The 18,068-nt window shown below is 51.4% G+C and carries 33 protein-coding genes; 29 read left to right on the forward strand and 4 right to left on the reverse strand.

Features of this window, described 5'->3' with window-relative positions; genetic code table 11:
- The first annotated feature begins 17 nt into the window (after positions 1–17).
- The 23 genes from BN4275_RS02855 (at position 18) to BN4275_RS17780 (ending at position 10,440) form a co-directional block, all read left to right on the forward strand.
- Positions 18–1,010 (forward strand): ParB/RepB/Spo0J family partition protein, encoded by a 993-nt coding sequence (locus BN4275_RS02855; RefSeq protein WP_066453571.1) that lies wholly within the window; start codon positions 18–20, stop codon positions 1,008–1,010.
- Positions 979–1,803, forward strand: a complete 825-nt coding sequence (locus BN4275_RS02860) for a DUF6551 family protein (RefSeq protein ID WP_066453579.1) — start codon at positions 979–981, stop codon at positions 1,801–1,803. Before BN4275_RS02855 ends, BN4275_RS02860 begins: the two co-directional genes overlap by 32 nt.
- Positions 1,804–1,806: 3 nt before the next feature.
- The gene (locus BN4275_RS02865; protein ID WP_066453581.1) at positions 1,807–2,106 is read left to right on the forward strand and encodes a helix-turn-helix domain-containing protein; all 300 of its coding nucleotides are present in this window, start codon (positions 1,807–1,809) and stop codon (positions 2,104–2,106) included.
- A 424-nt stretch (positions 2,107–2,530) separates the two neighbouring features.
- On the forward strand, positions 2,531–2,722 hold the full coding sequence (locus tag BN4275_RS02870) for a hypothetical protein (protein ID WP_066453583.1): 192 nt from the start codon (positions 2,531–2,533) through the stop codon (positions 2,720–2,722).
- Positions 2,723–2,732: 10 nt separating this feature from the next.
- Entirely contained in the window at positions 2,733–2,870 is a 138-nt protein-coding gene (locus BN4275_RS17155) for a hypothetical protein (protein ID WP_154018800.1), read from the forward strand.
- Positions 2,854–3,066: a hypothetical protein gene (locus tag BN4275_RS02875; protein ID WP_066453587.1), complete on the forward strand. Its 213-nt coding sequence runs from the start codon at positions 2,854–2,856 to the stop codon at positions 3,064–3,066. Before BN4275_RS17155 ends, BN4275_RS02875 begins: the two co-directional genes overlap by 17 nt.
- 2 nt (positions 3,067–3,068) lie before the next feature.
- The gene (locus tag BN4275_RS02880) at positions 3,069–3,689 is read left to right on the forward strand and encodes a phage replication initiation protein, NGO0469 family (RefSeq protein ID WP_066453590.1); all 621 of its coding nucleotides are present in this window, start codon (positions 3,069–3,071) and stop codon (positions 3,687–3,689) included.
- Entirely contained in the window at positions 3,689–4,417 is a 729-nt protein-coding gene (locus BN4275_RS02885) for a putative HNHc nuclease (RefSeq protein WP_066453593.1), read from the forward strand. Before BN4275_RS02880 ends, BN4275_RS02885 begins: the two co-directional genes overlap by 1 nt.
- Positions 4,418–4,426: 9 nt before the next feature.
- On the forward strand, positions 4,427–5,080 hold the full coding sequence (locus BN4275_RS02890; RefSeq protein ID WP_066453595.1) for a helix-turn-helix domain-containing protein: 654 nt from the start codon (positions 4,427–4,429) through the stop codon (positions 5,078–5,080).
- On the forward strand, positions 5,073–6,290 hold the full coding sequence (locus tag BN4275_RS02895) for a replicative DNA helicase (RefSeq protein ID WP_066453597.1): 1,218 nt from the start codon (positions 5,073–5,075) through the stop codon (positions 6,288–6,290). The genes BN4275_RS02890 and BN4275_RS02895 overlap by 8 nt, the downstream gene beginning before the upstream one ends.
- The gene (locus BN4275_RS02900) at positions 6,287–6,607 is read left to right on the forward strand and encodes a putative PDDEXK endonuclease (RefSeq protein ID WP_066452437.1); all 321 of its coding nucleotides are present in this window, start codon (positions 6,287–6,289) and stop codon (positions 6,605–6,607) included. Before BN4275_RS02895 ends, BN4275_RS02900 begins: the two co-directional genes overlap by 4 nt.
- Positions 6,604–6,858 (forward strand): hypothetical protein, encoded by a 255-nt coding sequence (locus BN4275_RS02905; RefSeq protein WP_066453599.1) that lies wholly within the window; start codon positions 6,604–6,606, stop codon positions 6,856–6,858. Before BN4275_RS02900 ends, BN4275_RS02905 begins: the two co-directional genes overlap by 4 nt.
- Positions 6,859–6,934: 76 nt before the next feature.
- Positions 6,935–7,510 carry a DNA methyltransferase gene (locus BN4275_RS02910; protein WP_202614980.1) on the forward strand — a complete coding sequence of 192 codons (576 nt, stop codon included), beginning with the start codon at positions 6,935–6,937 and terminating at the stop codon, positions 7,508–7,510.
- Positions 7,511–7,550: 40 nt separating this feature from the next.
- Positions 7,551–8,006, forward strand: a complete 456-nt coding sequence (locus BN4275_RS02915; protein WP_066453601.1) for a hypothetical protein — start codon at positions 7,551–7,553, stop codon at positions 8,004–8,006.
- Positions 8,007–8,195, forward strand: coding sequence for a hypothetical protein (locus tag BN4275_RS02920; RefSeq protein WP_066453608.1), 189 nt, complete (start codon positions 8,007–8,009; stop codon positions 8,193–8,195). It begins immediately after the preceding gene.
- Positions 8,188–8,487 carry a hypothetical protein gene (locus tag BN4275_RS02925; RefSeq protein WP_066453610.1) on the forward strand — a complete coding sequence of 100 codons (300 nt, stop codon included), beginning with the start codon at positions 8,188–8,190 and terminating at the stop codon, positions 8,485–8,487. The genes BN4275_RS02920 and BN4275_RS02925 overlap by 8 nt, the downstream gene beginning before the upstream one ends.
- The gene (locus BN4275_RS16880; protein WP_079988028.1) at positions 8,488–8,700 is read left to right on the forward strand and encodes a Lar family restriction alleviation protein; all 213 of its coding nucleotides are present in this window, start codon (positions 8,488–8,490) and stop codon (positions 8,698–8,700) included.
- Positions 8,693–9,016 (forward strand): hypothetical protein, encoded by a 324-nt coding sequence (locus BN4275_RS02930; RefSeq protein ID WP_066453611.1) that lies wholly within the window; start codon positions 8,693–8,695, stop codon positions 9,014–9,016. The genes BN4275_RS16880 and BN4275_RS02930 overlap by 8 nt, the downstream gene beginning before the upstream one ends.
- Positions 9,003–9,335 (forward strand): hypothetical protein, encoded by a 333-nt coding sequence (locus BN4275_RS17160; protein ID WP_154018801.1) that lies wholly within the window; start codon positions 9,003–9,005, stop codon positions 9,333–9,335. Before BN4275_RS02930 ends, BN4275_RS17160 begins: the two co-directional genes overlap by 14 nt.
- The gene (locus tag BN4275_RS02940; RefSeq protein WP_066453617.1) at positions 9,313–9,684 is read left to right on the forward strand and encodes a hypothetical protein; all 372 of its coding nucleotides are present in this window, start codon (positions 9,313–9,315) and stop codon (positions 9,682–9,684) included. The genes BN4275_RS17160 and BN4275_RS02940 overlap by 23 nt, the downstream gene beginning before the upstream one ends.
- Positions 9,677–9,820 carry a hypothetical protein gene (locus BN4275_RS17165; protein WP_154018802.1) on the forward strand — a complete coding sequence of 48 codons (144 nt, stop codon included), beginning with the start codon at positions 9,677–9,679 and terminating at the stop codon, positions 9,818–9,820. The genes BN4275_RS02940 and BN4275_RS17165 overlap by 8 nt, the downstream gene beginning before the upstream one ends.
- Positions 9,821–9,998: 178 nt before the next feature.
- On the forward strand, positions 9,999–10,169 hold the full coding sequence (locus BN4275_RS17170) for a hypothetical protein (protein WP_154018803.1): 171 nt from the start codon (positions 9,999–10,001) through the stop codon (positions 10,167–10,169).
- A 139-nt stretch (positions 10,170–10,308) separates the two neighbouring features.
- Positions 10,309–10,440, forward strand: coding sequence for a hypothetical protein (locus tag BN4275_RS17780; RefSeq protein WP_278276511.1), 132 nt, complete (start codon positions 10,309–10,311; stop codon positions 10,438–10,440).
- A gap of 1,002 nt (positions 10,441–11,442) precedes the next feature.
- Here BN4275_RS17780 and BN4275_RS02950 read toward each other — a convergent pair.
- The 4 genes from BN4275_RS02950 to BN4275_RS02965 form a co-directional block, all read right to left on the reverse strand.
- Positions 11,443–11,688 carry a hypothetical protein gene (locus BN4275_RS02950; protein WP_066453622.1) on the reverse strand — a complete coding sequence of 82 codons (246 nt, stop codon included), beginning with the start codon at positions 11,686–11,688 and terminating at the stop codon, positions 11,443–11,445.
- An 18-nt stretch (positions 11,689–11,706) separates the two neighbouring features.
- Complete coding sequence (locus BN4275_RS02955; RefSeq protein WP_066453624.1) at positions 11,707–11,946, reverse strand: hypothetical protein; 240 nt, start codon at positions 11,944–11,946, stop codon at positions 11,707–11,709.
- A 17-nt stretch (positions 11,947–11,963) separates the two neighbouring features.
- The gene (locus tag BN4275_RS02960; protein ID WP_066453626.1) at positions 11,964–12,347 is read right to left on the reverse strand and encodes a hypothetical protein; all 384 of its coding nucleotides are present in this window, start codon (positions 12,345–12,347) and stop codon (positions 11,964–11,966) included.
- Positions 12,348–12,461: 114 nt separating this feature from the next.
- Positions 12,462–12,662: a helix-turn-helix transcriptional regulator gene (locus BN4275_RS02965; RefSeq protein WP_066453628.1), complete on the reverse strand. Its 201-nt coding sequence runs from the start codon at positions 12,660–12,662 to the stop codon at positions 12,462–12,464.
- A gap of 65 nt (positions 12,663–12,727) precedes the next feature.
- On the opposite strand from BN4275_RS02965, the gene BN4275_RS02970 reads away from it, so the two are divergent.
- From BN4275_RS02970 to BN4275_RS02990, 6 genes are all read left to right on the forward strand, one after another.
- Positions 12,728–13,195, forward strand: coding sequence for a terminase small subunit (locus tag BN4275_RS02970; protein WP_154018806.1), 468 nt, complete (start codon positions 12,728–12,730; stop codon positions 13,193–13,195).
- The gene (locus BN4275_RS02975) at positions 13,188–14,672 is read left to right on the forward strand and encodes a PBSX family phage terminase large subunit (RefSeq protein ID WP_066453635.1); all 1,485 of its coding nucleotides are present in this window, start codon (positions 13,188–13,190) and stop codon (positions 14,670–14,672) included. The genes BN4275_RS02970 and BN4275_RS02975 overlap by 8 nt, the downstream gene beginning before the upstream one ends.
- On the forward strand, positions 14,669–16,591 hold the full coding sequence (locus tag BN4275_RS02980) for a hypothetical protein (protein WP_154018807.1): 1,923 nt from the start codon (positions 14,669–14,671) through the stop codon (positions 16,589–16,591). Before BN4275_RS02975 ends, BN4275_RS02980 begins: the two co-directional genes overlap by 4 nt.
- A gap of 68 nt (positions 16,592–16,659) precedes the next feature.
- Positions 16,660–16,800, forward strand: a complete 141-nt coding sequence (locus BN4275_RS17180) for a hypothetical protein (RefSeq protein WP_154018808.1) — start codon at positions 16,660–16,662, stop codon at positions 16,798–16,800.
- 68 nt (positions 16,801–16,868) lie between these two features.
- Positions 16,869–17,666 (forward strand): hypothetical protein, encoded by a 798-nt coding sequence (locus BN4275_RS02985; protein ID WP_066453641.1) that lies wholly within the window; start codon positions 16,869–16,871, stop codon positions 17,664–17,666.
- A 12-nt stretch (positions 17,667–17,678) separates the two neighbouring features.
- The gene (locus tag BN4275_RS02990; RefSeq protein ID WP_066453643.1) at positions 17,679–18,062 is read left to right on the forward strand and encodes a hypothetical protein; all 384 of its coding nucleotides are present in this window, start codon (positions 17,679–17,681) and stop codon (positions 18,060–18,062) included.
- The last annotated feature ends 6 nt before the right edge of the window (positions 18,063–18,068 follow it).

Here is an 18,068-nt window from a genome sequence, read left to right on the forward strand (position 1 = left end):
AGGAAGGAGGAAAGAACATGCAGATACGAATCAGCCCGAACGAAGTAAAGGTAAAATCCGGTCGGCGGTCGCTCAACGAAGAAAAGGTGAAGTCGCTGGCGCAGAGCATCGAAGAAATCGGACTGCTCAACCCCATCACCATAGATCTGGAATATAACCTCATAGCAGGCGCACACCGGTTGGAGGCCGTCAAGCGTTTGGAGCGCGATACCATCGAATGCAATCAGGTCGACCTAAAGGGCCTACAGGCAGAGCTTGCGGAGATCGACGAGAACCTTGTGCGGCACAACCTGAACCACATCGATGAAGCAGATCAGCTTTTGCGTCGCAAGGAGATTTACGAGGAACTGCACCCGGACACCAAAGCGGGCATAGCCGGAGCGAAAGCCACGAATGAAAAACGGTGGGGTATCGCAACGGAAAACTCTTCCGCTGCGATAGAAAAATCATTTGCCGCAGATACGGCTGCAAAGATCGGAATGACCGAGAGGGCTGTCAGAGGGAAAATACAGGTTGCAAAGAATTTATCCCCGGAAGTCAAAGCGGTGGTCAAAGAATCCGGTATCAGTAGAGAAAATGCACTCAAACTGGCGCGGATCAAAGACGAGGACAAGCAGAAAGAGGCGGCTGAAATGCTGGCGGCAAAGAAGATCAGGACGGTGGACGAATACCACGCGCAGACAGAACCGTTCGTTCCGGTGGTTATCCCCGGCAGGCGCTTCAAGGACATGAACGAATCCATCCGGGATCTAAAGAACGTCGACAAAGAATGCGTCACGACCCCGGAAATGGCCTTCATGGAATTCGCAGCCTTCGCTGAAAGCTTTATAGGAGAGGCGGAAGCCTATGCAGACGAGCGGCACATGACCGCATTTGAGAACATGGACAAGGAGCAGGCGCAAGCCCTGTACGATACCTGTGACCGTATGGCGGCGGCAATTCTGCCCTTCTACGACATGGCAGAAAGGAAAATGAAACATGGCAAAAAAGAATCAAAAATGGCAAAGTAACTATCCCGTGGATATCAAAACTTCTTACAAAATCATGCGGCTGTCAACGGCGCTCCTGACTTCCGGGCAAGCCTACCAGAGGCCGGTAAAGCGCAGACATGTCGACAAGATCATTCGAAATTATGATCCACGTCTCATGGACGAGATCATCGTGAACTGCCGTGGCGGCAAATATTACGTGATTGACGGACAGCACCGGATCACAGCGCTGCGGGAGATGAACAACGGTGTGGACGTGATTGTCACCTGCAAGGTCTATTACGGGCTTACATACCAGCAGGAGGCAGAATTCTATCATCTTCTGGACGCGGCAAAAACCAAGCTGAACACCAAAGACGATGTGCGGTCAATGTTCGAGTCCGGAGAGTTTCCCAACATTGAGGATATCAAAAAGGTGCTGAAAGCAAATGGAATCGAATGGAACTTCACATCCAGTAACGGGCGGGATAACAGCATCTCGGCCATCCGCGAAACAATAAAAGCTTACGACGAGTTGGGTTTTTCCGGTTTTGCGCGGATGATACGGATCATCAAGGAGGCTTGGCACGGGGAGGGAAAGTCGCTGACTATGTACATCCTTTCGGGCATGACGCTTTTTCTGAAAACCTATGGCGATATGGTAGACGATGCGACGCTTGTAAAGCAGTTATCGAAATGCAGCCCGGATGAGATCGTGCGGATGGGAAAGGCGGATTTGAGCACCAATTACCGGCAGCTGCGATATGCAAAGGCAATCCTGGCAAGATACAACCTGCACAAGCGAGACAAGCTTCCCTATAGATTTGAGGTGTAAGACATGACCGTAATGGATTTACTCAAAGAGGGTAAGGAGAACGCGGTTTCCCGGTACTGGCTGGCGGACAGGCTGAAAACCAGCGAACGGGCTGTCAGAAAAGAGATCGAACGCCTGCGCACAAAGGGTGTGAACATCATATCCAGCTCCCACGGGAAAGGGTACTATCTCGGAACCGACGCAGATCGGGAGACGATGCGAAGAGAGGCGGAACGGCGGGCAAAATCCACAATGAAGCCCTACGGGGCACGGGTAATCATCATATATCCCAATAAGCCACTGGAAGGGCAGGAACGGTTTTGAAGCTCTGCGACCATTACAAGAATGAATACTCCTGTCTGACCTGTCCATATCCGGCAGATGCGCTACCTTGTGAAGAAAACGAACGCAGGATACAGAGCGAGCGGGATCGGCAATCCCGGAAAAGGCATTGGGAGGATCGGACGGAATACCATCGCAAATATTATGCGGCACACCGGGAAGAAGTGATTCGTAAAAACCGGGAGCGGCGGCAGAAAAGGAGGGGACAAGCATGACAGCGGACGGATTGTTTTGGATAATGCTTTTCGCGGCGTGGTGTTTATATCTGGCAGTCAGCGCGGCGATCACGGAGAGCCTGATCCCGTGGATAAAAAACATGCGCCCTGCGAGGCTGGCACCTCGACAGAGCGCAAACAATGGAAATTGAAGATACGTTTATTAAAACACGAAAGGCGGGAAAAGTCAAGTGCTGCGGGATCTACCGTTGGAACCGCCGACCAGAACGCGGCAGCAGGAGCGGGCGAATGACCTGATCTGGGAATACCGGGATCTGTATGCGTCGCGGTTTGACTATGAGGACGACCGCCTCCCGGCAGAAAGGCAGGAGAGGCTTGACTTTATCCGTCTGGAATTGGAAGAAATGGGCTATTGCCTGTAAGGAGGACGTTATGCTGGACAAAGTATTTGAAGCGCTGAACGCAGCGCTGGCTGAGAGAGACAGCAAGATAGATTATCTTCGCTGGAAGGTTGCGGAACTGGAAAGAAAATATGAGCCGGAGCCCGATAAAAATGAAGAACGGAGTTGATTTCTACACGACCGGGCACGCCGTTGTAACCGTTCATTTCCCGGAGGATCGGACGGTCTGCATGTGGTGCCCATTCTGCCTGCGGGACGCACGCAATCCATCCCGCAAGGTCTGTATCATTACGGATGAACCCATTGTATACGAAGAATATGGACGGGGTGGGAAATGCCCCTTGAAATTTGAAAGTGAGGAATAAGCATGCCAATCATTGCAAGCGCAAAATCCGGCGGATCGTTTGAACCTGTTTCTGAGGGCGTACATATTGCCAATTGTATCTCCATCATCGACCTTGGGGATCAGTATTCCGAGAAATACGACAAAACTCAGCGAAAAGTGCTGCTCACATGGGAAGTGACGGACGAGACAATCGAGATTGACGGGGAGGAGAAGCCGCGTGTTATCAGCAACGAATACACCCTTTCCCTGAGCGAAAAGGCGAACCTGCGGACGCATCTGGAGGCATGGCGCGGCAAGAACTTCACGCAGGAGGAATTGGACGGCTTCGACCTGCAAAACGTCCTCGGCAAGCCCTGCCAGCTCTCTATCGTTCACAACGAGCGCAACGGGAGCGTCTATGCCAACATCAAAAGCATCATGTCTATCCCCAAAGGGATGCCGACTCCGCCAGTCGTTAGCGAACTCACCTATTTTGCCCTGGACGACGCCGCGAGCCTTTCGTTGATAGACAAGCTTCCGCAGTGGATTCAGGATAAGATCAAAAAATCCACAACCTACGGAACGCTGGTGAGATGTCAGAGCGTCCCGAAAGGCGCGGACTATGGGCCGGTTGACACGGATTCCTCCGACCCGCCATTCTGATGGATACTGAAGCGAAGATACTCTCCTTTGGCGGCGGAAAGCTGGTTTTGGAGGCGGATAAACGCCTCCTGCACGAAGTCGTCGAGCATCAGGTGAAAACGGTGCGGCTGGTGGTCCCGGACGGCAGGAGCATCAGTCCGCGCCAACGCAACAAGATTTTCGCATTGTCAGGCGACATTGCGGACTTTGTGGCCGGAATCCGGCATAGCGATAAACGCAGGCAGCACGAATTCTTGTGCGCCTTGCAGATGAACTATCTGCTCGACATCTCGACGGATTCTGTTCGCAGGAAGCTGACTTATCATTATTGCCAGCTCTGTGGAATCGACCTGTTCAGCCTATCCGATGGGGCATATAATTCGGCAGACATGTCAACGGCCCGGGATTTCATCGACTGGATGATCGAACTCTGCATCGAGTATGGAATTCCCTGCATGGACACGCTTCTCAATCTATGTGAGGACACGCAGCGGTATCTGTACGCCTGTGTAATGCACCGGACATGTGCCGTTTGCGGAAAGCATGCGGATATCCACGAATGGGATCGCGTGGGGATGGGCCGCGACCGGGAAGATATCCACCATGAGGGCCAGCGGGTGCAGCCGCTCTGCCGGGAGTGCCACAATGAGGTGCACGCAATGGGGCAGGAGCCATTTGATAAGCTCCATCATATCACCTGGATTCGGCTGACAGAGGAGATGTGCAGGAAACTCGGGTGGAAAGCATAGGAGGACAAGATGGAAAAACCGAACTATTATGCGGTGCTTCCGGCATGTGTCCGGTACGACGACCGCCTCAAACCCGCCGAAAAGCTGCTGTTCGCGGAGCTCACAAGCCTATCACAGGCAGAAGGATATTCCTGGGCCAGCAACGGTTATTTTTCGAGGCTCTATAAAGTGTCGAAGGAAACCGTCTCACGGTGGCTCAGTCATTTACAGGAGTGCGGGTACATAAAAGTCAGCGTCGATCAGCAGGCAGGGAATGGCCGCAGAATTATCGTTTTTGATCCCGTTTTGGATCAGGGGGTATTGACAAAAAGATCAATAGGTATTGACGAAAAGATCAAGACCCCTATTGACAAAAAGATCAACCATAATAATACAAGTATTAATAATAAAAAAGAATATATATATGGCTTCGACGATTTTTGGAAAGCCTATCCGAAAAAGATTGCAAAGCAGGACGCTTTGAAAGCATATCAAAAGCTGAAAGCCGACAGCGCCTTATTGGATAAACTCCTGAATGCGCTGGAGAGGCAGAAACAAAGCCCGGCTTGGAAAAAGGACGGCGGACAATATATTCCGCATCCGGCGACATGGCTGAATGGGCACAGATGGGAGGATGAAATCCCAAAGAGCGAAGAAACAGGGAGGTGGCGCAGCCTTGATTAGCCCAAACAAAGAAGCGGAGCAGGCGGTGATCGGAGCAATCATCATGAGCCCGGAAACGGTTCTGCCGGAGGCGGTTTTACAGATTGGCCTGGAAGATTTTCAGATCGTGGAGTATCGCAACGTCTATGCGGCCTGTAAGGCGCTTTATGACCTCAATAAGCCGGTGGATGTGCTCACGGTGCTGGGGAGGCTGGATGAGGCGTACAAGCCCCTGATAGCCGAAGCGTGCGCGGCGGCCCCGACCGTCAAAAACTTTCAAAGCTATATCGGGCTGGTGAAAAGCTCGGCACGCCGGATTCGGGCATACCGAGAAGCACAGTCCCTGGAAGCGGCCCTGCAGGAAGGAGAAGAACTCGATGAATGCCGGACGCTTGCGGTGCGGGCGAACGAAGCACTCAATGAGACGGATGCAAAGACTGAGCTTTCCGCAAAGGATCTGTTCCTGCGTTTCTACGAAACCAAGATGAAGCCAAAAACCTATATCAAGACCGGGATTTCACGGCTTGACCGGCTTACATACATTGACCGGGGGGACTATGTGATCGTCGGCGCACGGCCTTCGGCGGGTAAGACGGCGCTGACTTTGCAGCTGATGCTTACAATGGCACGAACAATGAATGTGGTTTATTTCAGTCTGGAAACGTCCGGCATGAAGCTGATGGATCGGATTGTGGCGAACTTCACGAGTACGCCGCTGTCATCGATTAAGGAAGGAACCGTGACTGACTGGTCAAGGATCGCGGAGGCATACGACCGTTTCAAAAACCTGCGGCTATTTGTCGTGGAGGCGGCGGGCTGGACGGTGGCGCAGATTCGCGCGAAGGCGGTGCAGCTGCGGGCAGACGTGATCTTTATCGATTATCTTTCGCTCATAAAAAGCGAAGGGAAGGGGCTTTATGAGCGGGTCACGAACATCTCGATGGATCTGCACACGATGGCGCAGCAGTCGAAAATAACGGTTGTGGCGCTGTCCCAGCTCAACCGGGAGGGAAAAGGCGAGCCGGACATGACAAGCCTTCGAGAATCCGGGCAGATTGAACAGGACGCGGACGTGATATTACTGTTACACGAGACTGACCGGGAACAGCAAAACTCAGACCGCAAGCTCATTATCGCAAAAAACAAAGAAGGTTCAACAGGATACATCACCCTTTCGTTTACAGGGGAGTTCCAGCGGTTCTGCGAGTACGAGACGAGGTACGAAGAATGAACAGCCGCCAAAAAGGAGCCGCAGGGGAGCGGGAGCTTGCCCGGAAACTGCGTGACCTGGGATATGATTGCAGACGCGGTCAGCAGTACAGCGGAGCCAATGGGGATGCTGATGTTGTGGGCCTGCCGGGAATCCATATCGAGTGCAAACGGGTCGAGCGGCTTTGCATTGAGGACGCTATAGCGCAGGCGAAGCGGGACGCACGGGAAGGCGAAATGCCTGTTGTAATGCACCGCAAGAATCACTGTGAGTGGTTGGTAACAATGCCACTTGACCAGTGGATCGAAATTTACCGAGAATGGGAGGCGGGACAATGAAAAATGCTTACGCTGTAAAGTTGCAGCAACGAAAGGCAGCGGAACTTCATGAGGCGACGACGGAGGGCTTCGACTTTGCCTTAAACCTATGCGCCGTGGCTCTGAACAATATATTTGGTTTTGGCGACGAGCGGCTCACGCGGCTTGAAAATGAAGTGACCCGGATACTAGAAGAAGATTTCGCGAGTGACATGGAAAAGGCCTCTTACGGGCTTAAAAACCGCGTAAAACAGATCCGGAGAATCTCATGAAACGCCATAAACCGAAACCGAGGTGATAAAAACGCTGGAACTAAATCAACTTTACAACATGGATTGCATGGATGGGATGCGGGAATTCCCGGACAAATATTTTGAACTGGCGATTGTAGATCCGCCCTATAGAGATGAATCGGAGAATTGCCCCACAAAAGATATGCGGAAACACGGGACAATGAAAGCTTTCGGAAAAAAGCCAGACGCAAAATATTTTGATGAGTTGTTTCGCATAAGTCAAAATCAAATCATATGGGGCGCAAACAATTTTAAATTACCAGAATACAAAGGATTCGTTGTCTGGAAAAAACAAACGATATCCGAGAAATTTACCATGTCGATGGCGGAAGTTGCCTACATATCGGAGGGGCTTGGAACGATATCTAAAGTGTTTGAGTATCCGCCGCAGGGCAAAAAAGACGATTGTAGAATCCATCCCACGCAAAAGCCGGTAGCGCTCTACGAGTGGCTATTATCCAAATACGCAAAACCCGGAGACAAGATCCTCGACACTCACGCAGGCAGCGCGTCCAGCCTGATTGCCTGCCACAACATGGGATTTGATTATATCGGATTTGAGATCGACCGGGATTATTACGAAAAAGCGCTGGAGCGCCTGGAGGCGGTTAAAGCGCAAATTAGGTTTTAAAACCAAACCGCCCGGCGTAGCAGGGAGAAAGGGACGAGCCATGAAAAAAGAATTACCACGCATTTGTTACATACTCGGCGGAGATGAAACGCCGCTGGAAATAGGCGAAAAATTTGAGGTTAGATCAGATTATGGCACACTTTATATGCGAGCCCACATAGAGGAGGATGGAACTGTATACGGCAGACCCGACGTAGCGATACCAGGATGCCATCTTTGCCAGCTCATCCAAGGCGAGCTAAAAATCATCCGCCGCCCACGCTACACCGATCAGGATATCGCAATCATGCGCGGGAGAGTGGCAGAGGGCACGCCGTGGGTTGCGCGTGACAAAGATGGATATCTGTATGCGTTCGAGAGAAAACCAGAATTACACGCGCTCGGAGCATGGTTCAGTGAAGATGATTGTTATTACACTATCGATGAAAATTTGCTGTTGTGGATAAACTTCGGCGAGTGCGTAGACCTGAGAGAGATATTGGATGAGGTGCAATAAATGAAAGCAAAGTTTAACGTTGTGTGTGGCCGCGCGGTGTTCTCTTACAAAAGCGACGATATCACCCTAAATAAAGCAATTGAGTTGGTCAGGAACCCGGAAGTAATTAGCATCACGATCACCAAGCAAACGCCAGCGCAGTATCTTAAATCACAAAAAGCTTTGAATGAGGTGGACGGGCATGAATAACCTGACAAAAGAGCAAATAGACCGGGCGATCAAAAGCTGTAAGTGTCGAATTGAATCTTATCGTGAGCATCTTAAAATGCCGAATCATCGCGGCAAGAGCAGGTGCGAGCATTCCGTCGAGATTGAGCTTGTTAAAATTGCTGCCTTACAAAATGAGCGGGAACGGCTGGAAGGGTGCAAATATTGCTTGAACGAAGACGTGCTCACTTTTGATGATGACTATAATGAGCTTGACGGAGCGCCAGCGCACTTTTGCCCCATATGTGGGCGCTATTTGCGGGAGGTGCAATAGATGAAAGATTTAAAACCCTGCCCATTCTGCGGCTCAGACGATATTAGAGCGGGTGCATTTGAAATAAGTCCTGAATGTTACATCGAATGCTGTAATTGCGGGGCGAGAATAGATGCTGAAATTCCGTGGGGAGATTCAGATAGACAAGAGCACGATAATGCTTGCTTGAAAGCATTACGTAAACTTTGGAACAGGAGGAGCACCAATGGCTGAATACATAGAGCGGGAAGCCGCATTGAGTATATGCCAGAAAGAATACGAAGATTGCCTAAAAATGCACGATTATTGCGGAGATTCCGTAGCGTGGAATATAGGAGGAGCAATTAAGGGCCTACCCGCCGCCGATGTCGCACCGGTGGTGTATGGGCGGTGGATTATGCACGACGACGAATTTGGACTTACATGCGAATGCTCCGAATGCCACATCGAGACATGCGGAGATACCCCGCACTGCCCCCATTGTGGAGCGAAAATGAAATTAGTAAAATGGCCGTGGATGGACGGAGGCGAAGAAGATGCGGCTGATTGATGCAGATGCACTTTCCCTTCAGATTCTTGACGCAACATATTACGACAACTCTGACGAAGATGTTATTTGGGAAATGGTCCAAGATGCCCCCACCATCGATCCCATCCACGCAGCGGGCGGGTGTAGGTGCGCGGAGTGCAAAAATTTTGTATATGAGCATGATCGACCAAACCGTCTGAAAAATCATCCACCTAATTTCGGCAGGTGCGGTTACCTTGATTTTGCGCATAAGGACACAGATTTTTGCAGCTATGGAGAACGAAAGGATGGCGCGAAACAAAAGGAGGCTGGAACCGATGTACACCAGCAAGACGATTGAGGAGTTTCTTTCCTTTCTCCGGGACAGCGCTCAGATTTATCACATCCGGCGAGCGGAACAGGAGAAACAGGAGAAAATTACCCAAGACATCCTACACTCATTAGAGCTGGACAACCTCAATTATCGGGATACCGCAAAAGCCGCCATAAGGCTCCGGGAAGCCCGTCAGAAGCGCAGAAACGCCAAAGACGCGGCGGAAGAACTTGAACCCATAGAACAATATGTCAGAAATAATCAACCGGAAATAAAGGCCTTGGAGCGGCTCCTTGGAGAAGTCAGAAAGGCAGAACGCAAACACGAAAACAGAATTTATATACCGAAATCACAAAGGGAGGCTACCCATGATTAATGCAACATCCGATGTACTCTTTGCCCTCTCCTGCTTTATCCTTGCGGGCTTTGCAATCACAATTGGCAAGATGATCGCGGAGTTGTTGCTCGGAGGATTATTCAGCCGCCGGAAAACAGACGAGGACAAGCCATGATTTACCCATGTGACACCTGCAAAAAGAGAGTATGCCCCATTTATCACAACAGAGAGTACGAGTTGAGGAGTTGTGCCGATTGGAGAGAGTGGTTTATACAGGAGTGGGGCAGCATACAGCAAGCGGCCATTAGTACCAACAAAGATGCAACTTGCAATTTGGAGGGATATATGCTATAATGAAAGTAGTAGATAAAAAGAAACTATTGACTGGCGACCTGGTGCAAGAAATTGAGAATATTGTCTTGCGGGGCAATGTGGCGGAGGTCAAAAGGCTCAAACATGAAGTCGTTGTGTTTGAGAGAATATCAGAAAGAAAAATATCGGCTCCCGTAGAGTCTCGGGAGTAACAGCCAGAGTGGGCTATGAGCAGAAATGCTTGTAGTCCACTTTTTTATTTTACTTATGAAAAATCTCGAAGAACTGAAAATCGAATATCTCAACCAATTAGAGCCCATCAGGAAGCGTCGGGAGGCTTTGCAAGCGGGCTTGAAAGGCACGAACGGGAAAGAACGAGACGAACTGGAAAAGCGCATTAAAGGGCTTTACCGCTCGGAACAGAGCCTGTTATACAGTCTGTCGCAGATCCAGGCGAGCATTGACGGAAAGACAAAGTGTTGATATGCCGCAAAGGGCGCACGAGCCTGACGCGGTACGAACAAAACCAGCCGTGAGGTTTCAAAAGGCGGGTGCCTGCATCGGCCTTGTTTTTAGGAGCGGCATTTAGACATAACCGTGTGGCGGAATAGGTAGACGCTATGGTGACGGGTAGAGTGGCACCTATAACCCTGAAGGCGGTTAGGGCTTAAGTGCTCACGCTTTTCAGGCCGCAGAAATGCGCGATGGGCGTAAGATGGCAAACCACTCATGCAGGGTGCAAATCCCTGCCACGGTACATTGTACCCGATGAACCGTATGCTCCCAGCCAGTATGCGGGGGGGGGGCCACACAAGGTTGTGCGTGATCCTGTGCTGGAGTTAAAACGCACAACGCAATTGAGCGGTGCCCAGCGCCAGGCGGCTTGCTCAAAGAAAAGCCGCCAACACGAAAGCAAAGAATCGGCGGAACCTGTGCAATGTGCAGAAGCCGCGCCCATGTTTGATTCATGGGGCTTTCGCCATTTGTACAACCTCCTTTCACCCGCTGGCATACCGGGCAAAGTATGCCCTAACTCCTAAAATAAGGAGCGGAAAAAATGAAGCTCGGAAAGAGAATCAGGTTCGGTTGCACGGGAAAGCATCTGCACAAACAGGCCGACAAAAAGGAGAACAAGATTAAGACAAACCGATATCTTGACAGAATTATGGACGCGGCCGAAAAATCGGAGAAAAACGCTTAATACCCGCATAGAAAGCCAGTTTAGGGGCGGCCGAAAAAATGCAAGATCTTAACCTCGAAAAAGGCGGTGGCAGTCATCGACCTAGAAACACTGGAACAAGAGCGGTTGCGTATCTTACGCGAGCGCATAGAGCTGCACGAACGGCTAATCCACAAGACCGGGAAGAAGCGCAGGGAGGCAAAAGCGGAGTTGGGGGATCTTAATGCACAGTATGAGGCGGTGTGCCGGGAGATAAATCAAAAAGAAAACGCCCTCGAATCAATCGAAAGCGTTTAATGCTGCTCTTACATACTTCTGAGGCTTTGAGAAAACTCCTCAAATGAGGGCGGATCTAGCCCGAACTCATTGGAAACAAGGGTGTATGCCTTGTATTTAAGCTTAGGATCGTCAATCAAGGCTGTATACTGCCACCCATTAATTCCGAGAACATCTAGGTTGTGAGCTATAGCGGTTAAAAAGTCCTCGGGGAGTTCGTAAAAAACAGTTTCACCGGAATCAAAGTATTCAATCTTCCCGATCGGATCACACATTGCAATGTCCCTTAATTTTTAGTGTATGAAAACCCTGTAGATTGGATTTGGGTCGAGATTTTTTCCGGTGCAATACATATAAGCCCCCCCAGTCTGCGGCCAAGTGGCAATAGCTACAAGCACATCGTCATCGTCATACAGTTCGATCGTGTCCTGGGTATGCCCATATTCCATTGCAATTTCTCGGATGCTGGTTTTGCTGGAGATGTATTCGCCGCGGTTGGCGGGGCCTTCATTATCAAATCTAATAACCTTCATAATAGACATCCTCTCATTCAGCATTCGCAAGCTAAAGCGGCTTGATCTCTGCAAATAATCCCATTGTTGTTCTCGTAGATCGCCGTCCATGTAAAACCATATCCCTCATAAATACGCAGACAGTTTTTGTTTACATGATAGACAGCTTTTTTATTGCCTTTATATGCTTCAACTCTACAGATTTCCAGTCCGGTAATTTCTTTAGCTTCGTCGGCGAATTCTTTACACCATTTTGCAGTAATCACATTTGGGATATCGCAATAGCGTGTCATTGCACCAGTGTATCCGCCGCCGGTCGGAGTAAGCGCCATAACGTGTTCAGTGTTTGATGCAATCAGATTATATAGGGCTTTGCATTTGTCCTCGTCTCGTTTGTCTATAGCGGCGATAAAATCGAACATATCGGGCCCTCCTATATTGTTGGTGGTGTGTTGTCTATGGCTATAATATACCACGTATAAACGTGGGTGTCAAGAGATTTTGAAAATTTATTTTAGAAAAAGAAAACCGCCCGATTACTCGGACGGGATTTCGATCAAGTCCTCAATTTTGCAGTGCAGGAACTTAGCAAGCCTTGCTAAAACATAGACATCACGCGGTTTATTTCTACCGCTTTCCCAATCTTCCAATGTACGCAAAGACACGCCAGAAGCGCGAGAAAGTTCAGCGCGCGACAATCCAGCGGCAATGCGCGCATCCGTAATTTTACCAGGCATGTAAACACCTCCCATAAAAATATATCACGTATGCGCGTGGAAGTCAAACAGAAAGGGGTGATTTTGTGGGAGAAAAAAAGAATAGCGCGAAATCACCGCGCGGAAGAGCGCCGAGATTTTCAGAGCCAGAAGAAATGCAAAGGCTCATAGACGCATATTTCAAGGACTGCGAAGGATACCCATTGACATTGCCGGACGAAAGTGGGGGAGAAAGACCAGTTTTAAATAAATACGGGAAGCCGGTAATTATAGGCGCACATCCTCCGACGGTAACGGGTTTAGCGCTTGCCTTGGGATTTATGAGCCGTCAAGCGCTGTTAAACTATCAGACGAGAGATAAATGTTTTAATGACACGATCACGCGCGCGAAGTCCAGAGTTGAGGAATACGCGGAATCGAGACTGTACGACAAAGACGGAGCGAACGGGGCAAAATTCAGCCTCGCAAACAACTTCAAGGGCTGGAAGGAAAAGCCGGACGGCGCGGAGGTTAGCCAAACTACCAGTATCAAGATAAGATTGACCGATGATTGATATTCAAATTTCCAGAAAAGTCTTTAATCCCGCTTTCCTGCCATATTTGGAAGATCAGCACCGTTACATGGTGTTCTATGGTGGAGCTGGATCGGGGAAAAGTTACTTTATCGCAGAGCGTTACATATACCATATCCTCAAAGATAAGCTGCTGAATCTATTAGTGGTACGCGCGGTAGGGCGTACAAACCGAGATTCAACCTTCGCCTTATTTAAGCAGGTAATCGCCAGATGGGGGCTTTCCGAATACTTCAAGGCCAATGAGAGCGATATGCGAATTACCTGCATTCTGAATCAAAATTCAGTTTTGTTTAAAGGACTGGACGATACTGAAAAACTGAAATCCATCACCTTTGCCAAAGGAGAATTGACGGATATCTGGATCGAAGAGGCAAGTGAGACCCTGGAAGCGGATTTCAACCAATTGGATGTGCGCTTGCGCGGCAAGGGAACGCAAAAACAGATCGTTATCTCCTTCAATCCTGTGGATGTAAACCACTGGCTGAAAAAGCGGTTTTTTGACCGTAAGGACGACCGGGTAACTGTTTTGCACACCACCTACAAAGACAATGCTTTTTTGGATGAGGACTATAAAAAGCTCCTGGAAAGCTATAAGGAAACCGATCCGTATTACTACGATGTTTACTGTCTGGGACAATGGGGTGTGCTGGGAAGCACAATTTTTGACGCGCAAAAGGTCAACAGAAGATTGGCGGAGATCCGTGGCCTGCGGCCCAAAGCGACCGGATATTTTGAATACCGCTATGACGGTATAAAGATTACAGAGATCCAATGGGTGGACAGTCCGGACGGATGCATCAAGATTTATGAGCCGCCAAGAGAGGGTGCGCCCTATGTAATCGGCGGAGACACCGCAGGCGAAGGATCAGACCGATTTATCGGGCAGGTGCTTGACAATACGGATGGGAGACAGGCGGCGGTACTGTCTCACCAGTTTGACGAGGATGTTTACGCGCGGCAGATCTATTGCCTCGGGGTTTATTACAACACCGCGCTCGTTGGCATTGAAACGAACTTTTCCACATTCCCGGTCAAAGAATTGGAGCGGCTGCAATATCCAAAACAGTATGTGCGGCAGACCGAGGACAACTACACCCACAAGCCGAAAGACGCTTATGGATTCAAGACCACTTCTACCACCCGCCCGGTCATTATAGCTGGTTTGGTTCAGGTGGTGCGGGAATCGATAGAGTTGATGAACGACCCGGACACACTGGGCGAGATGTTGACCTTTGTGCGTAACGAAAAGGGCAGACCGGAGGCCCAGCAGGGAGCGCACGACGATCACATTATGGCGTTGGCGATTGCGCATTATATCAGGCCGCAGCAGGACTATACAGAACGTGAGCAAATAAAGGGCAGGGTCAAATGGACACCCGACCAGTGGGAGGACTACCAGGGGGCGAGCGAAGCGGGACGCGCCTACCTGATCGAGAAATGGGGGAATCCGTTTTGATATCTAAACTCTTGCGAAAGGGGGCAAACATACTGGATAAGCGAAAAGAGCAGGACAAGCTCGGCTTGTGGCAGGAGCGGCTAAGCCGCAACAAGGCGCTGGCCCCGACCGTGCTCTACGACCAGCGGGAGGCGCTGTATGCGGGGACAAAGGAGATTGACAGCGTCTCGGATAAACCCGCGCAGAAGGCGAGCTATGTGCGCAACATCGTGGCGGAGCTGGTGGAAGCGCAGGTGGATTCCAACATTCCGCAGCCAAAGGTAACGGCGCGGCACAAGCGCCATGAACCGCTGGCAAACCTCATTGAAAACATGCTGCGCAACGAGCTGGACAGGCTCCCATTCGAGACGCTCAACGACGAGCAGGAGCGCACCACGCCGATCCAGGGCGGGTCATTGTTTCTTTGTGAGTGGGACAGCCGCCGGAGTACGCATAAAACAGTGGGCGAACTGGCGATATCGCTTTTGCACCCAAAGCAGGTCATCCCACAGGCTGGGGTTACCGAGATCCGGGAGATGGATTACATCATCCTGCAGGTGGCGCAGACCAAAGAGGCGATCAAACGCCGGTATGGCGTAGATGTGACCGACGAGAGCGAAAGTGCGCCGGACACACGCGGCGCGGGGATGGACCCGGCACGGGACATGGTGACCCAGAACATCGCCTATTACCGCAACAAACAGGGCGGGATCGGGCGCTTTAGCTGGGTTAACGACGTGGTTCTGGAGGACTATGCGGACTACCAGGCGCGGCGATTGCACAGATGTAAAAAATGCGGCGAAAACGGAGATGGGAACCAGTGTGTCTACTGCGGCTCGCGGTCATTTGAGGAAGTGACTGAGGAATATGAAACGCTGGCCGAAGATGCGGAAAGGTCGGACGGTACGGTAATCCCTATGGATTCCGGCGAAGTGGACGAATACGGCTTTCCGGTTCCTACCCGGATACCGCGCTACAAACCGGATGCGTTCCCGCTGGTGCTGCGCCGCAACGTCTCGGTTTTCGGGCAGTTTTTGGGCGACAGCGACGTGGACAAGATCCGCGACATGCAAAACGAGATCAAGAAGCTCGACACCAAGATCGATGAAAAGCTCACCAAGGGCGGCAGCTATGTGACGCTCCCCAAGGGCGTATATGTCCGCAAGGACGATACGGAGTTAAAGGTATTGGAGCTCGAAAACCCCGCGCAGAAGGCGATGGTGGACGTTCTGAACATACAGCCGGATGTGGGAAACGACATGGGCCGTGTGGAGAACGCATACCAAAGCGCGCGGCAGATCATCGGGATCACCGACAGCTTCCAGGGGCGGCGGGATACAACCGCCACCAGCGGGAAGGCGAAGGAATTCGCGGCGGCACAGTCTGCCGGACGGCTCGAAAGCAAGCGGGTGATGAAGAACGCGGCCTATGCCCAGCTGTTTGAACTCATGTTCAAGTTCATGCTCGCCTATGCGGATGAACCGCGCCCTGTGACCTCCAAGGACAGCCAGGGAAACGTCGAGTACGGTGTGTTCAACCGCTATGACTTCTTAGAGCAGGATGACGCGGGCCAATGGTATTGGGTGGATGACTTTCTGTTCAGCTGTGACACCTCCGCGCCGCTTGCCAACAACCGGGAGGCGATGTGGCAGGAAACCCGCATGAATTTCCAACAGGGCGCTTTCGGGGACCCGGCCAGCATCGACACCCTGATCCTGTTCTGGACGAAGATGGAGCTTTTACACTATCCCGGCGCGGGAGATACCAAGACCTATTTGCAAAACCAGAAGGAGGTGCAGCAGCATGGAATGCCCGAAATGCCCGGTGCAGGCCCAGATCAGCAGGGTTTATACCAAGGTGGAGGGGGACAGCTCCCCGGATACCCCAACGCGGGTCTATACGGTGCAGGAAATAACCTGCATGAACCCACAATGCCCTAATTTTAACCGCGTGATCAATACGGTCATGCATCTTGATTATGATTCCAGTGCGAAAGGTGGTGAATAGCATGGCGGAAAAAAGCGGATATTCCGGTAAAATCTCGAACAAGGGCGCGCAGCAGGTGAAAGCGCCGTACCCACAGGGCGGCAGCGGCAAGAACACCGTCAAGACCGGCGGCGACCTGAGAAGCAAAAAGACCGGGAAGTAAACCCCCGAACAGCACCCCACCAATACGCATGGGAAAAGCGCAAAAATCCCGACTGAGAAAGGACTATCATGGAAGATTTTTTGAATATGGAAGGCGCAAACGAGCAGGAAGCCGCCGACCCTGCAATGGAACCGGGCACAGAACCGGAGAATATGGACGATCCTGCCAATGAGCCGGAAGAAGGCGTAAACGAGGCTGAACCCGCCGGACAGCCGCCGGAGGAACGCGCGCAGTATGCCGCCGCCCGTCGCGAAGCGGAGACAAGGATGCGCATGATGCAGGAACGGATGGAAACCCTGGCGCGGGCGCGCGGTTTTTCCAGCTTTGAAGAGCTGGAACGGGCCGTACAGCAGCAGGAAGCGGAGCATAAGCGCCAGCAATACATAGAACAGTATGGGATCGACCCGCAGGCGATTGCGCCGGTGGTGCGCGAGGCGGTCAGCCAGAACCCTATTGTGCAGGAAGCGCGGCAGGTGATTGAGCAGAATAAGGCGCGGCAGTTTGAGGGATGGAGACAGGCGCAGGTGGACGAGCTTGTAAAACAGTTCCCGGACGCGGGCGTAAAATCCTTTTCGGATATTGCAAACCTTCCGAACGCGCAGGAAGTGCTATCACTTTGGGGCAGGGGCATCCCGCTCGCCAAGGCTTATGCAGCGGCCAACCTTGATACCATTGCCGGAAAAAAGGCGGCAGCGGCAAAGCAGGCGGCGATCAACGCGATCAACGGGCGTTCCCACATGACGGCAACCGCAGGCGGTGCAGGGGAATCTGTAGAGATTCCGCCGGACAAACTGGCGGAATTTAAACGCTGGAACCCCGGAGCGACCGATGCGGAGATTCAGAAATTTTACCAGAGACATCTATAAGGAGATGAAAATATGGCTTTCAAACTGAGAAAATCGGACGTGCAGAGCACGCCTCCGATGGAATATCTTCCGGTGACAACGGATGAAACCTACACCGTGGGCGAAGCGCTCGTTCTGGCGAGCGGCGCTGTAACCAAATGCGGCGCGACCGCAGCTCCGGCCTTTATTGCGGCTGGATCAGAGCCTGTAAACGGCGGGCTTCCGGTGTGGCGGGTGCAGAAATACATGATCTTCGAGGTTCCGCTTTCAGCGGAGGGAACAGCTCTAAAAATTGGCGATAAGGTTACCCTGCATACCGATGGCCTGCAGGTGACCGCGACCACCACAAGCGGCGTTGCGGAGATTGCCGCGATTGACGGGACTGCGATCGGGGACACCGTGGCAGTCCGATTCTAAGGGGGG

The organism is Anaerotruncus rubiinfantis (assembly GCF_900078395.1).
GTDB classification, from domain to species: domain Bacteria; phylum Bacillota; class Clostridia; order Oscillospirales; family Ruminococcaceae; genus Anaerotruncus; species Anaerotruncus rubiinfantis.